The sequence below is a fragment of the Deinococcus frigens DSM 12807 genome, from assembly GCF_000701425.1.
Classification (GTDB): domain Bacteria; phylum Deinococcota; class Deinococci; order Deinococcales; family Deinococcaceae; genus Deinococcus; species Deinococcus frigens.
The window spans coordinates 66109-81056 of sequence record NZ_JNIW01000005.1 but is presented as its reverse complement, the minus strand read 5'-3'; the positions used below and the strand labels follow the sequence as shown (position 1 = coordinate 81056).

Here is a 14948-nt window from a genome sequence, read left to right as displayed (position 1 = left end):
AACAGGTGTCTTACGGAAATGGTTGACCCTCACCCTCCTCTGCGGTCTGGGATCGGCGCTGGCGCAGGCTGGCCTGAACGGTATCCCTGATGCCGCCGAATGTGCCGCGCTGGTCGCGCCCGTCTCACGGCCTCTTCCTCCGGCACTGGTAAAGGCGGTCCAGGCCACGACGGTGGCCTACAATCTGCAAAACGAACGCCTGTTCAGGCCGTTGACCAAGCGCCCGCCGACGGCTGAGGAACTGGGCGAGATAGAGCGCCTGAGCCAGGAAACGAGCGCTTACCTGGGTCGCCTGCTGGCCGCCTACGGCTGGCCCGCCGATCCTGCGCTGCGCGGCTCTTTTGTGGGACTGCTGGGGGATGGCCGACTTCAGTACTGCGCGGGGCAGGCAGCGCTGGCGGCGGCTACCTCGCCAGACGGGCGCACCGTTGCCGCGTCGCTGATCGACCGGGGCCTGAACCGGCTGGACCTGCGCCAGCGCTACGGCACGCTCTACACCTTCCGGGGCGGCAGGGCCGTTCCCCTGCCCATCGAAGATGAGACGAACGTGGAAGCCCGCCGCGCCGAACTGGAGCTGCCCCCGCTGGCCAAAACGCTGGCCCAGGCTCAGGCCAATCTGCCTGCCCGGACTCCGCCGCCCGGCCTGAAGCGCCCGGTGACCGTAAACCTGGTTTGCCAGCCGTTCACCACGAAAGCCGTCCTCAACATGCCATTGACCGGGGCGCAGCTTGACCGGCTGGATGATGAGGCGGGCCATCTGGTGGAGCAGGATCAGGCCAGCCGCCTGGGTCAGTCCGGGGCGCGGGATCTGAGGGTGGTGGACGCCGAGTCCACCGCCTGGCTGCAAACCACGTTGCGCCAGTTCGGCTGGCCCAGCACCAACCGCGCGGACGCCGAACTGGCTTTTAATGCCTGGCTTCTGGCCCAACACGCCGACGCCAAGACGGCGCTGCAAGCCTGCATCCTCGATCTGATCGTGCAGCAGAAGTCTACCCAGAGCGAGGACCGGAACTTCGCCTACCTGACGGACCGTGTGCGGCTGGCCCAGAATCTGCCCCAGCTTTACGGCACCCAGGTGCAATACGACAGCGTCTGGCGTAAAGCCTCTCCCCGAATGCTCGAAGACCCCGCGCACGTCAACGAACTCCGCGTCTCGTTGTCGGTATAGACCACGAAGGTGTCCACTTCCACCCCCTGCCTGGCCGCCCAGAGCATCGGCAGGGCGCAGTCGGTGCCGCCCAACGGAATCTTCTGCATGGCCGCCACCACGTCGTCCAGGCGCTGACGGGGGCTGAGGGTCAACGGGGTCAGGCCGGGGGTGCCGCCGCCCCAGCGTCCGCCGTAGCCACCGCCTGCCGAGCTGAAGGCCAGCGCCAGGTAGGTGGGTTCGGTGCGGACGGTGACCAGTGCCATCGCCGCCGTTCCCAATAGCGGGGTCAGGCCCGGCACGCCGCCCACCTGGCCCATGCCCATACTGCCCGACACGTCCAGCCCCAGCAGAACGCGCTTGCCCGCAGGCTGCACGGCCCCGAAGGCCAGGTAAAACGCATCCTGAAGCGCGTCCACCACCTGTGGCACCGGCACCCACTTGCCCTTGCCCTTCACGCCGCGCCCCAGTCCGTAGATCAGGTGCGCCTTGAGGGCATCCAGCGGGTGAATGCGCCCACGCTTTAGCGCCTGCGCGTTGGTCACGCGGTCCACGATTTCCTGCACGATGTCGCGGTCATTCACGTTCAGCACGCCCACACGGCCCAGGTTGCCCAGGTTCCGCAGCAGCCAGGTCAGGCCGTTGGTCCCCATCGCGGCGCGGTAGACCCCGGCTCCGCGCAGGTGCGTCGGCACGGCTTCGATGGGCAGGCCGTATTCGTTCATCAGCCCGGCAGCGGCAGCGTCCGAAGTCGCTTCCAGTGCCAGCAGGTGACCCTCGATCACACGCAGGGCGGTGTCGTCTACACCCTCCGGCAGCACGCCGTCCACCAGGAACTTCAGCACGGCGTTGCGGCCCGCGTCCTCCGTCTTGGGGTGGGCCTTGCGCAGCGCGTCGGCCTGGCTCCAGCCGCCTCTGGCCTTGTACTTCACGGCCCACAGCGCCAGCTTTTCCAGCGGGGCGTCCTCGTACACGCGGGCCATGCCCTGACGGGTCAGGCGGCCCCAGCCTCCCAGCGCGTCGGCAAAGGCCAGGAAGTGCAGCAGCATGGTGCCGGTGCGAGCCACTTCTGGCAGCGCATCCCAGGCGGCCTTGCGGTCTGCGGCGTCGGGCGCGGTCTTGGCGATCAGCGCCAGCACCAGCAGCGCCGGATCGGGCCTGGGGGCACGGTTGCCGCGCACGACGTCCAGGGTCACACGCAGGGCCAGGGCGGCGTCGCGTGCCACCAGCTCGCGCACGAAATCGGTGGCCTGGACTCAGGAGTTGCACCTGCATAATCAGAAAAAACCTCTCCTGGCGGGAGAATCCCAGAGTAGTCGCCAGACTGGTCTGGCGAAATTGGATAGGCGTGATCGGTTCGGGAAAATGATGAAAGGCGTGACGACAGCATTGAGACACTGGGCTTTTGAGATGCGGGGGAGCGGAGGAAGGCGAGAGAATGGCAGAAACCGCCCCACGCGAGCAGGTCAAGATTTATCGTCTGGGACGCTGCTCCCGCGCTATTCATAGGTGCAACTCCTGAGCTGGACGGTGTGCTTGCGCTCGGCGGCGTAGAAGGTGCCGCCATCGGTTCCCAGCACCAGAAAGCGGGTCAGGCGGCCCTCATCGCTGACGGTGTACACGAATCCGCCCGCGTTGTTGCGGACCTGACGGACGCTGAGCCGCTCGGTCTGACGGCGCTTCCTGGGGCTAATCACGCTCAGCAGGTTCTTCATGGTTGATGCCCTCCTTGTGTCAGGGCGAGACGGACGGACTGGACTTCGGCCAGCGGCGACGGGACACATAAGCGTGTCGGTTGGTGGACATGGGGAGACTCGAACTCCCAACCTTCCCCGTGCAACTTTGAGCGGGTCAGCCTTCGTAATGACCAGCAAGTAAGGCGAGGGGCCGCCCCTGAGCCTGTTGCCACGTTGGGGGTTGCGCCGCCAGTTGCGCCACAAGCCCAGATGTTTACTCTTCGGGTGCCGCCCCTTCTTCCCAGTTCCTGCGTGCAGGACGGCGGATTGACTGTCCGAGTGGTGAACCGGGCAGGACTCGAACCTGCGCCCCTCTCGTTCGTAGCGAGGCGCTCTTCCATCTGAACTACCGGTTCATGGTTTGGGGAGGGCGGTGGGAATCGAACCCAAAAACCTCTGCCTTCACAGGGCAGCGTGCGGCCTTTACACCACGCCCTCCACGGAACTGCCTTGCTTTCCCGGAGGAGGACATGCCCCATGGCGTGTTCCGGTCTGATTGGTCTGAACGGCAGGGACCGAACCCGCGACCTCTTTGAATCCAAATCAGGCGGGCTTCTGCTGCCCTCCGTTCAATTGCGCTGAGTCCAGAGACGTGGGGGAACGGGCGGGATTTGAACCCGCGACCTTCTGAGTTGCAGTCGATCAGCCTTCACAGTCGGCCCGGCTGGCGTGCAGATGGGCAAGTTGGAAGCAAAGGCAAGATGCTCTATCCACTGAGCTACCGTTCCACGGGTGGTGCTTGATGTGCGGGACTTGAGGTGTGGCCGTGAAATCCGCAGTTGTCGGTGCTACAGGCTGGCTCTGGGATGGGTGGTCAGAATCGAGCTGGGGGAACCCATACCCCCGGTGCGCCGGCCCAGGCGTAAGAAACGCCGATCTGGGCAAGAGGTGTAAAGGGCCGCCCCCACCATCTTTGGATTTCGCCTGTCGCCAGGCTGGTACTCCGAGTCAGACTTGAACTGACACTGACGCGCTTCTGAGACGCGTTCCTCTACCAGATTGGGATACCGGAGCATAAAAGACCTCTGAGGGTGGGGTGGGTGGAGCAGGCTGGATGGAATTGCACCGCCGTCCTCCCGTTGGCAACGGGAAATCCTAACTGCTGGACGAAACCTGCTTGAGGATTGAAAAAAGTGGGCTGGGCAAGGGGTGAAGTCGGATGCGAGAGTTGAACCCAGGCCTTTATAGGGCCATCACCAGAGACAACCGAGGCTTCTTCGGCCCAGCAAGGGAGTGTGCGTGGAGAGACTCAGGGCAAGTGGCGGCCACGAGAAAGAGGGGCTTGCGCTGGCCTCTGGTCCAGGGTGCAGTCTTTGCAGATGCGCTCAGGGGTTGTCCGGAGTGGTGGGCAAAATAACCGTGACCTGTCGGCCCTGTAGTCTCGTGCTTTGGCGGCCCCAACGGGAATCGAACCCGTATCATCCGGCAGACAACCGGGCATCTTGAAACCGTTAGACGATGGAGCCAGTGGAGTTCGACCGGGCGAGTGATTGACGGTGGGGTTTCGTTTGAGGAGAACCCAGCGCCTGCGGCCCGGCTCGGTTTGGGCTAGTCGCCTTCACCTGCATAGAAGTGTACGGGTAGCGTAGGCGGCGGCACATTCGCCGTGTGGCGTAGGCATGGGCTAGGCGAAACGGCGCAGCAAGGGTTTTTCTCCCCCGATGCGCCGTCTGGAATCGCCCTGATTTATTCCCGGCTGCTTTTCACGTCTATGCGAAGAGGCTTGAATGGCGCACCAGCCGCAATTAGCGGTCCATACGTCTTGTGATGAAAGTAGATCAGCCCCGAAAACAGACCTGCCGTGAGAATGAAGAGGATCATGCCGCTTTCAGACAGCGCCAGGAAGCTCAGCAAAATCAGGGAAAGAATCAGGAGCTTATGGATTGCCCAGTCGAGTGTTTGCGCCTTCATGGTGTCTCCTTGATACCCAGTCGGTTGAGATTTACAGCTACTCCAGAGTCACCAGATAGTCATACAGATCCGGCCCGCCCGCGTGCGCCTCAACTTCTGCTGAGCCGAACTGCTCGCCGATGCGCCCGGCCAAAGCGTCCAGATCGGCCTGCGATTTCTGTGGCCCGCCGAACACGGTGATGATCTCCTGCCCGCTGTAAGCGTCGCCCAGCATCTTCAGTACGCTGTCTTCTGGGCTGCCTCCGGCCTGCACCAGTTCGTCGTCCTGCAACCCAATCACATCCCCCTCGGCAATGTCGAGCGTCTCGCCCTTCTTGGTGGTGATGTTGGTGGTGCGGCTGGCGCGGGTCACTTCAAAGGTGGTGACGGCCTGCGAAGCCTCGGTCATGGCCTCCTTCAGCTCGTCGGCGGGAATGTCGGGCTGGAAAGCGAGGGCCGCGCCCATGCCCTGCCCCAGCGTGCGCGTGGGAATCACCACGGCGCGGCCTTCCATCAGCTCCATCGCCTTCTCGGCGGCCATCAGCACGTTCTTGTTGTTGGGCAGCACGATCACCCGCTCGGCGCTGACACTGCGAACGGCGTCCACGATGTCCTGCACGCTGGGATTGGCAGTCTGCCCGCCGGAGACGATGCGCGCGCCCAGGCTGCGGAACAGCTTGACCAGCCCGTAGCCGTTCGCCACCGCCACCAGGCCCGACGGCGGCAGTTCCTCCTCGGCGCGGGCGGTGGCTCCGGCCATGCCCAGAATCTCGGTGTGCTGCTCGGACATATCCTCGACTTTGGTCTTCAGCATCTTGCCGTAACGGCCCACCGTTGCCAGCAGCTCATCCGGCTCGTTGGTGTGGATGTGGCCCTTGACATAGCCTTCCGCGCCCACCACCAGCAGGCTGTCGCCGAAGGGGCTGACCAGCTCGCGGATGTCCTCGATGGACCTGGTGGACTCGGACATTAAAAACTCGGTACAGAAGCCGAATTCCTCGTTCTCGAAGCTCTGCGCGGCGTACTGGGTGATCTCGGGCGCTTCGGGCAACTCGTCGCCGCGCAGCTCGGCCAGCATGCCCTGCACGATGTACAGGTAGCCCTGGCCGCCGCTGTCGATCACCCCAGCCTGCTTGAGCGCGGGCAGCATCTCGGGCGTCTGATCCAGCAATTCCTGACCCTTGAACAGGGCGTTTTCCAGCACCATATCCACGGTGTCGCCGCTGGCTCCCTCCGCGATGCCGCGCGCCACGGTCAGAATGGTGCCTTCCACCGGCTTCATCACCGCGCCGTAGCCGCTCTTTTGCGCGGCGTCGAAGGCGCGGATCAACGTGGGCGCGTCTACCTCCGCCCTGTCCTTGATCACTTCGGCAAAGCCTTTGAGCAGTTGCGACAGGATCACGCCACTGTTGCCGCGTGCGCCCAGTAGCGCGCCGTAGCTGATGGCGCGGGCCACCCCGGCCATGCTGCTCACGTCGGCGGTGTCCAGCTCGCGGCGCACCGACTGCATGGTCAGGTGCATGTTGGTGCCGGTGTCGCCGTCGGGGACCGGGTAGACGTTCAGGGCGTTGACTTCCTCGCGGTACACGCCCAGCCAGTCGGTAGCGTAGCGCAGCATCCGGGCCAGATCGTCGGGCTTTAAGGTGGTTTTGTGGTCAGGCACGCTGGACCCCCACCGCATGCACGCGGGTGGCGCTCAGCTCGATTCCGGCCAGACTTTTAACAGTGTGTTCCACACGCTCGACGATGTTGCGGGCCACCGTGGGGATGCTGACGCCGTAGGCCGCCACGATATACAGGTCTGCGGTATAGGTGTCGCCGCCTTTTTCCCTGCCGATCACCACGCCGTCGCTGACATTGGCGCGGCCCAGCACGCGGGAAATCCCTTCCTTCAGGTTGGCGGGGGCCATGCCCACCACGCCCGGAATCTCGTGGGCGGTCAGCCCGATCAAGGAGGCCAGCGCCGCCTCTGAAATATTTATAGTGCCAGTCACAGTAAAGGTGAGTATAGGGGAGCGGTGGAGACGGGGTCAGGGGCCTGTGCAGGGCTGCTGCGAAGTGGGGCGCGGGGCCGAATAGGCGGCGAGCTGGCAGGCGAATGCGCTCCCCCGGTATCTGTGACTCGACAGTCCCAGATTCTCGTGGCTGGGAGCGCTTCGCCGTTGGTGTACAGGTGCAACTCCTGAGTGATACAGAGAGTGGCAGGGGCGGGGAGGCCATCTGCCGAGTGTGCGTTTCCACGACGCTTTGCGTCTTGAACTGGTCCACGAAGCCCTTTTAAGCGGGCTTGAAGGTTGAAGGCCGCACAATGACGGCATGCCCTTCTCTGAGCCGCCTTCCGCCCACTTCGATTTCGCCGGACGCCGCGCGCTGGTCACGGGCGCGGGCAAGGGCATTGGCCGCGAGATGGTGGCACTGCTGGCGGGCTGCGGCGCGCAGGTGGTGGCGATCAGCCGTGACGCGGGCGATCTGGAGAGCCTGAGTGAGGAAACCGGCTGCGAGATCATCCCCGCCGATCTGGCCGATGCCGCCGCCGCGCGCCGCGCCGCCGAGGCTGCCGGGCCGATTGACCTGCTGGTGAACAACGCCGGAATTGCCATCCTGCAATCGTTTCTGGACACCACCCCCGAAGCCTTTGACCAGACCCAGGCGGTCAACGTGCGCGCGGCGATGACCGTGGGACAGGTGGTGGCGCGCGGATTGATCGCACGCGGCGCGGCGGGCGCAATCGTCAACGTGTCCAGCCAGTCCTCTGCTGTCGGGCTGCCCAACCACGCGGCCTACTGCGCCTCGAAGGGCGCGCTGGACCAACTGACGCGCGTGATGGCCATAGAGCTGGGGCCGCACGGCATCCGCGTCAACGCGGTCAATCCCACGGTGACCCTCACCCCGATGGGGGCGATGGCCTGGGGCGATCCGCAGAAAAGCGCCCCAATGCTCGCCCGCATTCCGCTGGGCCGCTTTGCCCAGCCGCGCGACGTGGCGCAGGCCGTGGCCTATCTGCTTAGCGGCGCGGCGGGCATGGTCAATGGGGTGATGTTGCCGGTGGACGGGGGATTTTTGAGCAACTGAGGGGGAGTGGTCTGGCCGCAGCTCTAGCCCATTGGCGCTCTTCATGACGTTAGCGCCTGCCCTGTGCCTCTATGCTGTCCGGGTGAGGCTTTCCCCGTGAACAATGACATTCCCGTGCGTGAACTGGGGCCGCAGGGCGAGGTGATGGCGCACGCCGTGGACGCCTGCGTGCATTGCGGCTTCTGCCTGCCCGCCTGTCCCACCTACGCGCTGCTGGGCGACGAGATGGACAGCCCACGCGGGCGCATCGTGCTGATGAAGGAGGTGCTGGAAGGCGGCCTGGACCTGCTGGACGCCGCGCCGCACCTGGACCGCTGCCTGGGTTGCCAGGCGTGCGTGACCGCCTGCCCCAGCGGCGTGCCGTACGGTGAACTGATCACCAGTTTCCGCGGCTGGAGCGAACCGCAGCGCCAGCGTTCGGCATTTGACAAGGCCAAGCGGTATGCGATTCTCAAGGCGTTGCCTGCACCCAAACTATTCAGCGTCGCCGCCCGCGCGGGACAGTACGCCAAGCCGCTCGCACCTGCGCTCCCTGCCGCGCTGCGTGGCCCCCTCGATCTGCTACCAGAACACGTTCCGGCCATGCAGCCCAGCCCGGCGGTCACGCCCGCACGCGGCCCGCGCCGGGGCCGGGTGGCCTTTCTGACCGGCTGTGCCCAGCAGGCGCTCGCGCCCAATTTCAATGCCGCCACCCTGCGCGTGCTGGCCCGCAACGGCATCGAGGTGGTGATCCCCGGCGGTCAGGGCTGCTGCGGGGCCGCCGCGCTGCACACCGGAGCGCGCGACGAGGCGCTGCGGCTGGTCCGCGCCAATCTGGACGCCTTTAACCCCGACGATTACGACGCCATCCTCTCCAACGCGGCGGGCTGCGGCGCTGGCCTCAAGGAATATCCGGTCATCCTGCACGGCCTGCACGACGAGGCAAAGGCTCAGGCATTTGCGGCCAAGGTGCAGGACATCAGCGAGTACCTGGCGACGCTGGCGCGGAAGGAGGGGGTGGAACCGTTCATGCCCGCCTCGCGGCCCCTCAAGATCGCCTATCACGACGCCTGCCACCTGGCCCACGCGCAAAAAGTCCGGTCCGCGCCGCGCGAGCTGCTGCGGCTGATTCCCGGCGTCAGCATCGCCGAAATCCCCGAAGGTGACCTGTGCTGCGGCAGCGCAGGCACGTACAACCTGGAACAGCCCGAACTGGCCGGGCAACTGGGCGCACGCAAGGCCGGGCACATCCTGTCCACTGCGCCGGACCTGGTCGCCAGCGGCAACATCGGCTGCCACACCCAGATTCAGAGCCATGTGCGCCGTCAGGGCAGCGCGGTTCCGGTGATGCACACGGTGGAAGTGCTGGACCTGGCCTACCGGGGAGAGTTGTGAGTGGCGGCCTGAACGTCGAAAGGTCCAAACCGCTGAACACAGGCGAGGCGTCCCGGTTCAGTCCTCTGGACATTCAGACGTTGATACGGATTCCGGTCATTCAGTTATCTTTTGGGACAGCACCAAAAGCCAACACCATTCTGGAATCCGTACTTTGCCTACAACTGTTCAACCGGAATCCGTATGAGACCCACCGGAGGCGAAGCATGACCGTAGAAAAACTTGCTCTGACCACCACCTCGCCCGCGCCCAAACCGAAGTCAGAGGGCAAGGCAGACAATGCCCTGGCCACCGAACTCACGCGCCGGCTGGGGCCGAGGAAAGTGCTGTCCAACCTCGCCGAGCGACTGAGCTACCGCTTCGACGCGATTCAGTTCGGGGTGACGCCACTGGCGGTGGTACTGCCAGAAAGCACCGAGGATGTGATCGCCACCGTGAAGGCCGCGCGGCGGGCAGGCGTGAGTATCGTGGGGCGCGGCGCGGCCAGTGGCCTCAGCGGCGGCGCGGCCCCGATGCAGCCCAGCGTGGTGATCTCGTTCACCCGCATGACCGATCTCCAGATTTTCCCACAACGGCGCGAGGCCGTCGCCCAGCCTGGCGTGATCACCCTGGCCGTGACCGAGGCGGCGCGGCCACACGGCCTGATCTATCCGCCGGACCCGGCCAGCTTCCGCACCAGCACCATCGGCGGCAACCTGGGCGAGAACGCGGGCGGCCCGCTGTGCTTCAAGTACGGCGTGACCGGGGATTACGTGACCGCGCTGGATTTCGTGGATGCGGAAGGGGAAGTGCATACCCTCCAGCGCGACGCCTACGATCTGGCGGGTCTGCTGATCGGTTCGGAAGGGACGCTGGGCCTGATCACCTCGGCCACCCTGCGCCTGACGCCGCCGCCCAGGTTCACCCGCACGCTGATGGCCCATTTCGCCGAAGTCGGGCAGGCTGCCGAAGCCGTCAGTGCGGCCATCGCGGCGGGCGCGGTGCCGGGCAAGCTGGAATTCATGGACGGGGCGTGCACCAACGCGGTGGAGGATTACCTGCACCTGGGTCTGCCGCGTGACGCCGGGGCCGTGTTGCTGGTAGACACCGACGGCGACGATCTGGACACCGTGGAGGAGGAACGCGCGCTGGTGGAGGCCGCCTGTCTGGAAGCCGGAGGACACGTGCGCCGCGCCGAGGGCGAGGCCGAGGCCGCCGCGCTGTGGCAGGCCCGCCGCAGCGTGTCGCCCGCGCTGGGCCGCATCCGCCCGCAGCGTATGAACGAGGACATCGTGGTGCCGCGCAGTGTGTTGCCCGAGGTGGTGCGCCAGATTCGCGCGCTGGGCGACGCCTCGGGCCTCAAGCTGGTGCAGTTCGGGCATATCGGGGACGGCAACCTGCACCCCAATATCCTCTTCGATCCCCGCAAGGAATCGGAGGAAGCCGTACACGATCTGGCCCACAAAATTGCCCTGGTGGCCCTGCGGCACGGCGGCGTCCTGAGCGGCGAACACGGCATCGGCACCATGAAACGCGACTTCATGCGCGACGCGGTGGACGCCGAAACCATGACGGCCTTGCGGAATGTCAAACGCGCTTTTGACCCCGCAGACGCCCTGAATCCAGGCAAGATTCTGCCGGACGAAACGCATGCTTGAGCTTTCCCCCGGCGATCAGACCCTGACCGTCTCCGGCGATATTGGGTTGCTGGAGGTCTATGCGGCGCTGCCCCCCGGCCTCTACCCCCCGTTCCCCCCGCTGGAGCTGCCCGGCGGCGTGGGCGGTCTGGTGGCACGCGGCGGGTTTGCACAGACTTTCTTCTTCGGCGCGGAGGTGCTGGGCGTGACTTTCCGCGCCCCGTCCGGGCGGGTGGTGCGCGCGGGGGGCCGGACGGTCAAGAACGTGCAGGGCTATGACCTGACCCGTCCCTTCGTGGGCAGTTTCGGCGCGCTGGGCCAGGCACTGGAGGTCACGCTGAGGTTGCGCCCTGGCCTGAGCGCCCGCCATATTGCGGCCCCCGGCTCGCTGGACGATCTGCCCGAGCTGAGCGCCCGTTTCGCCTGGGAGGTGGCCGGACAGGTTCACCTGATGCACTTCGGACATGGACGGCAGGTGGAACGCGCTCTGGAAGCTCTGCCCGGCGCGGCAGAAGTGAGCGAACCTCTGGACCTGACCTCACACTTTCCAGGCGGCATGGGCGTGGGCGCAGGCGGGCGTGTTCGGGACCGCCGTTTTGGCTGGGTGGACGGCGGGACCGTGCCGCCCGTGCCGGAGCTGTTTACGCGGATGGCGGCGAGTCTGTAGAGAGCGGTCTGACCATCAAGAAGTCTAACGGTCTGCCCGCAAAAGCAACCTCCATTTTCCGGTCCTCACGCGGTTTGACCGCCAGACGGTTTGGTTGCTGGCGGTAAACTCCCCCCATGTCACAACCGAAACTTCCGGCCCCCGGCCCTGGCCGCAGCCGTCAGACGCAGATTTTCGTGGATGGTCTGGGCGGCGCGCGGCCCCTGGTCCCGGTGGACCCTGGACGGCTGGAAAAAGCCGTGCGGCGCAAGCTGGACGCCCCAGCTTATGCGTATCTGGCGGGCGGCGCGGGTACGGAACGCACCATGCGGGCCAATCTGGACGCCTTTGCGGACGTGAAGCTGCTGCCCCGCCGCCTGCGCGGTTCGGCGTCGCGTGACCTGAGCGTGGACCTGTTCGGGCACAGCTATCCCGCGCCCGTGCTGCTGGCCCCGCTGGGCGTGCTGGAACTGGCGCACGCCCAGGCCGATCTGGCGGTGGGCCGGGCGGCGGCCTCTCTCAGCGTGCCCTTCGTCTTCTCCTCGCAGGCGTCCGAGCCGATGGAGCAGGTGGCGTCCATTATGGGAGACGCGCCCCGCTGGTTCCAGTTGTACTGGGGGACCGACGAGGAGGTGACGCGCTCGTTTGTGCGCCGGGCGGGGGCGTGCGGCGCGCAGGCCATTGTGCTGACGCTGGATACCACGCTGCTGGGCTGGCGGCCCCGCGATCTAGACCTGGGGAATCTGCCGTTCCTGCGGGGGCAGGGGCTGGCGCAATACCTGACGGACCTACACTTCCGCTCGCGGCTGGACAGCGTGCAACTGCCCGCCGCCACGCCCAGGCCCTCGCCCGCGCTGCTCAGGACAGCGGCCAGCCTCGCGGCGCACGGACGCAAGTTCGGCCTGTCGCTGGGGCAGATGCGGGCGGCGGCGGCGCATTTTACGGCCAGCTACACCCGCCCGGACCTGCAATGGGACGACCTCTCACGGCTGCGCGGCTGGACGGACCTGCCCATTCTCCTGAAGGGCGTCCTGCACCCGGACGACGCCCGCGAGGCGGCCCGGCGCGGTATGGACGGAATCGTCGTCAGCAACCACGGCGGACGCCAGATCGACGGCGAGGTGGGCAGCCTGACCGCGCTGCCGCGCGTGGTAGAGGCGGCGGGCGAGTTACCGGTGCTGCTCGACAGCGGCATTCGCAGCGGCCCGGACGTGGCCAAGGCGCTGGCGCTGGGCGCGCGGGCGGTGCTGCTGGGCCGCCCCTACGCCTACGGGCTGGCGCTGGCCGGAGAGGCGGGCGTGACTGAGGTCATCCGCAACGTGGTGGCCGAGTTCGACCTGACGCTGGGTCTGCTGGGGGCACACTCGGCGCGGGAGCTGGGGCCGGAGTTTCTGGCGTGAGGCGCTGAGCGAACCCGGCCCACAGCAGGCTGTCCACGTCTGTGGGCCGCCCGCTCGCCGCCACTTGCCCCACCTCAAAGACATCCCCCTGACCCGGAGGCGTATCCTACAGAGCGTGAAGAAATACAATTCTCTGGCTTTGATGGCGGCGCTGCTGCTGGGCGGTCTTGGCGCGGCGGGCGCGCAGACGGTGAACCTCCGCATCCTGGAAACCACCGACCTGCACACCAACGCCCTGGGCTACGACTACTACCAGGACAAGCCCACCGGCGAGTTCGGTTTCGAGTACACCGCCACCCTGATCAAGCAGGCCCGCGAGGAAAAGCGCAACACGCTGCTCTACGACAACGGCGACCTGATCCAGGGCACGCCGCTGGGCGACTACGTGGCGAGGGTCAAACCTCTGGAGCCGGGGCAGATGCACCCGATGCACGCCGCGATGGCCCTATTGAAGTACGACGCGGGCAACCTGGGCAACCACGAGTTCAATTACGGCCTGCCCTTTATCCGGCAGGTGGTGGCCGCCTCGCCCATGCCCATCGTTAGCGCCAACACCTACGTCGAAGACGGCGACGGCAACCCCAACAACGACAAGAATGCCTTCACGCCCTACCTGATCCAGCGCAAGCTGGTCTACGACACCTATGGCCGCCCGTATTACCTGAACGTGGGCATAATCGGCCTGCTGCCCCCGCAAATCGTGGACTGGGACAAGGCCAATCTGGACGGCAAGCTCACCACCCGCGACATCGTGGAAACGGCCCGCAAGTTCGTGCCCGAGATGAAGGCGCGAGGCGCGGACATCGTCGTGGCGGTGGCCCACAGCGGCATCGCCGCCGACTACCAGCCGGGACAGGAGAACGCCGCCACCGAGCTGACCAAGGTGCCCGGCATCGACGTGGTGCTCAGCGGCCACAGCCACCAAGTCTTTCCCGGGCCGGTCTACAAGGACATTCCCGGCGCGGACATCGTGGGCGGCACCATCAACGGCAAACCCGTGGTGATGGCCGGATTCTGGGGGAATGATCTGGGCATCGTGGACCTGACGTTGCAACGCCAGGGCAACAACTGGAAGGTCACGGGGGGCACCGCCGCCGTGCGCCCGATCTGGGACACTGCCGCCAAGAAGAGCCTGGTCACGCCGGACCCCGCCATCGCTGAAGCCGTCAAGGCCGCCCATGAGGGCACGCTGGCCTACGTGCGCGGCAAGGTGGCCGAACTGGCCACGCCCATCAATTCCTACTGGGCGCTGGTGCAGGACGATCCCAGCGTGCAGCTCGTGAGCAACGCGCAGATCGCCTATGTCAAGGCCGCGCTGGCAGGGACCCAGTACAAGGATCTGCCGGTGCTGAGTGCCGCCGCGCCCTTCAAGGCCGGTGGACGCGGCGGGGCCAGCTACTACACCGACATTCCCGCCGGAACGCTGGCGATCAAGAACGTGGCCGATCTGTATGTGTACCCCAACACCGTGCAGGCGGTGGAGGTCACGGGCGCACAGCTTCAGGAGTGGCTGGAGCGCAGCGCCGGGCAGTTCAACCGGATTGATCCCGGCAAGACCGAGCCGCAAGCCCTAGTGGACGATTCCTTTCCCACCTACAACTTCGACGTGATCGATGGCGTGACCTACGAGATCGACGTGTCCCAGCCCAGCCGCTACGACAAGGACGCCAAGCTGGCCAACCCGGACGCCCACCGCATTAGAAATTTGATGTACGGCGGCAAGCCGATTGACCCCGCTCAGAAATTTATCGTCGCCACCAACAACTACCGCGCCAGCGGCGGCGGCAAGTTCCCCGGTCTGGACGGCAAGAACATCGTCCTGGCCTCGCCCGACGAGACCCGCCAGGCATTGATCGCCTACTTCACCGAGCAAAAGACGGTTAACCCCAGCGCCGATGGCAACTGGAAACTGACGCCCATCCCCGGCGCAACGTTGCTGTATGTCAGCAGCCCCAACGCCCAGAAGTTCGCCCCGGCGGGAGCCACATTGCTCAAGACGCGCGAGGACGGCTTCGCGGAGTACACCATCAAGTTCTGAGCAGGGGTACAGCAAGAGAGGTGGAGGCC

General features: G+C 65.9%; 12 protein-coding genes and 8 tRNA genes. 7 read left to right on the top strand and 13 right to left on the bottom strand.

From position 1 onward, the window contains the following. Positions 1 to 22 precede the first annotated feature (22 nt). Positions 23 to 1168, top strand: a complete 1146-nt coding sequence (locus Q322_RS23035; protein ID WP_162176574.1) for a DUF6624 domain-containing protein — start codon at positions 23 to 25, stop codon at positions 1166 to 1168. On the opposite strand, the gene Q322_RS0103230 is transcribed toward Q322_RS23035, so the two are convergent. The 13 genes from Q322_RS0103230 to Q322_RS0103185 form a co-directional block, all read right to left on the bottom strand. Continuing rightward, entirely contained in the window at positions 1063 to 2385 is a 1323-nt protein-coding gene (locus Q322_RS0103230) for a TROVE domain-containing protein (RefSeq protein WP_084147755.1), read from the bottom strand. The genes Q322_RS23035 and Q322_RS0103230 overlap by 106 nt on opposite strands. 261 nt (positions 2386 to 2646) lie before the next feature. Next, a complete protein-coding gene (locus Q322_RS0103225) occupies positions 2647 to 2862 on the bottom strand; it encodes a TROVE domain-containing protein (protein ID WP_029475875.1) in 216 nt (71 codons plus the stop codon). Between the two features lie 81 nt (positions 2863 to 2943). Beyond that, positions 2944 to 3091: transfer RNA gene (locus tag Q322_RS23030), tRNA-OTHER, on the bottom strand. Positions 3092 to 3163: 72 nt separating this feature from the next. Next, positions 3164 to 3239 (bottom strand) — tRNA-Arg (locus Q322_RS0103220). Positions 3240 to 3245: 6 nt separating this feature from the next. Further along, a tRNA-His gene (locus Q322_RS0103215) sits at positions 3246 to 3321 on the bottom strand. A gap of 59 nt (positions 3322 to 3380) precedes the next feature. Further along, positions 3381 to 3456: transfer RNA gene (locus Q322_RS23025), tRNA-Pro, on the bottom strand. A 20-nt stretch (positions 3457 to 3476) separates the two neighbouring features. After that, positions 3477 to 3611, bottom strand: a tRNA-OTHER gene (locus tag Q322_RS23020). Positions 3612 to 3819: 208 nt separating this feature from the next. After that, positions 3820 to 3897: transfer RNA gene (locus tag Q322_RS0103210), tRNA-Leu, on the bottom strand. A gap of 27 nt (positions 3898 to 3924) precedes the next feature. Further along, positions 3925 to 4000, bottom strand: a tRNA-Gly gene (locus Q322_RS0103205). 272 nt (positions 4001 to 4272) lie between these two features. Continuing rightward, a tRNA-Asp gene (locus Q322_RS0103200) sits at positions 4273 to 4349 on the bottom strand. A 220-nt stretch (positions 4350 to 4569) separates the two neighbouring features. Next, positions 4570 to 4794 carry a hypothetical protein gene (locus Q322_RS0103195; RefSeq protein WP_029475873.1) on the bottom strand — a complete coding sequence of 75 codons (225 nt, stop codon included), beginning with the start codon at positions 4792 to 4794 and terminating at the stop codon, positions 4570 to 4572. Between the two features lie 37 nt (positions 4795 to 4831). Further along, a complete protein-coding gene (locus Q322_RS0103190; RefSeq protein WP_034417443.1) occupies positions 4832 to 6391 on the bottom strand; it encodes a DAK2 domain-containing protein in 1560 nt (519 codons plus the stop codon). A 37-nt stretch (positions 6392 to 6428) separates the two neighbouring features. After that, positions 6429 to 6767, bottom strand: a complete 339-nt coding sequence (locus Q322_RS0103185; RefSeq protein ID WP_029475869.1) for an Asp23/Gls24 family envelope stress response protein — start codon at positions 6765 to 6767, stop codon at positions 6429 to 6431. Positions 6768 to 7089: 322 nt separating this feature from the next. Here Q322_RS0103185 and Q322_RS0103180 point away from each other — a divergent pair, with 322 nt between their 5' ends. The 6 genes from Q322_RS0103180 to cpdB all read left to right on the top strand — a co-directional run bounded on the left by Q322_RS0103180 (position 7090) and on the right by cpdB (position 14919). After that, the gene (locus Q322_RS0103180) at positions 7090 to 7845 is read left to right on the top strand and encodes an SDR family oxidoreductase (protein ID WP_029475867.1); all 756 of its coding nucleotides are present in this window, start codon (positions 7090 to 7092) and stop codon (positions 7843 to 7845) included. 96 nt (positions 7846 to 7941) lie between these two features. Beyond that, entirely contained in the window at positions 7942 to 9219 is a 1278-nt protein-coding gene (glcF, locus tag Q322_RS0103175) for a glycolate oxidase subunit GlcF (protein ID WP_029475865.1), read from the top strand. 206 nt (positions 9220 to 9425) lie between these two features. Continuing rightward, positions 9426 to 10856 (top strand): FAD-binding oxidoreductase, encoded by a 1431-nt coding sequence (locus tag Q322_RS0103170; RefSeq protein WP_029475863.1) that lies wholly within the window; start codon positions 9426 to 9428, stop codon positions 10854 to 10856. Continuing rightward, complete coding sequence (locus tag Q322_RS0103165) at positions 10849 to 11502, top strand: DUF5639 domain-containing protein (protein ID WP_029475861.1); 654 nt, start codon at positions 10849 to 10851, stop codon at positions 11500 to 11502. Before Q322_RS0103170 ends, Q322_RS0103165 begins: the two co-directional genes overlap by 8 nt. 116 nt (positions 11503 to 11618) lie before the next feature. Then, positions 11619 to 12881, top strand: a complete 1263-nt coding sequence (locus Q322_RS0103160; protein WP_029475858.1) for an alpha-hydroxy-acid oxidizing protein — start codon at positions 11619 to 11621, stop codon at positions 12879 to 12881. A 142-nt stretch (positions 12882 to 13023) separates the two neighbouring features. Continuing rightward, positions 13024 to 14919 carry a 2',3'-cyclic-nucleotide 2'-phosphodiesterase gene (cpdB, locus tag Q322_RS0103155; protein ID WP_051668081.1) on the top strand — a complete coding sequence of 632 codons (1896 nt, stop codon included), beginning with the start codon at positions 13024 to 13026 and terminating at the stop codon, positions 14917 to 14919. Positions 14920 to 14948 lie beyond the last annotated feature (29 nt).

What these genes read in the sequence shown, in the direction of transcription:
- Q322_RS0103225 (WP_029475875.1), bottom strand. Translation starts at nt 2,862, where the DNA reads ATGAAGAACCTGCTGAGCGTGATTAGCCCCAGGAAGCGCCGTCAGACC.
- Q322_RS0103195 (WP_029475873.1), bottom strand. Translation starts at nt 4,794, where the DNA reads ATGAAGGCGCAAACACTCGACTGGGCAATCCATAAGCTCCTGATTCTT.
- Q322_RS0103190 (WP_034417443.1), bottom strand. Translation starts at nt 6,391, where the DNA reads ATGCTGCGCTACGCTACCGACTGGCTGGGCGTGTACCGCGAGGAAGTC.
- Q322_RS0103180 (WP_029475867.1), top strand. Translation starts at nt 7,090, where the DNA reads ATGCCCTTCTCTGAGCCGCCTTCCGCCCACTTCGATTTCGCCGGACGC.
- Q322_RS0103170 (WP_029475863.1), top strand. Translation starts at nt 9,426, where the DNA reads ATGACCGTAGAAAAACTTGCTCTGACCACCACCTCGCCCGCGCCCAAA.
- Q322_RS0103165 (WP_029475861.1), top strand. Translation starts at nt 10,849, where the DNA reads ATGCTTGAGCTTTCCCCCGGCGATCAGACCCTGACCGTCTCCGGCGAT.
- Q322_RS0103160 (WP_029475858.1), top strand. Translation starts at nt 11,619, where the DNA reads ATGTCACAACCGAAACTTCCGGCCCCCGGCCCTGGCCGCAGCCGTCAG.
- cpdB (WP_051668081.1), top strand. Translation starts at nt 13,024, where the DNA reads ATGGCGGCGCTGCTGCTGGGCGGTCTTGGCGCGGCGGGCGCGCAGACG.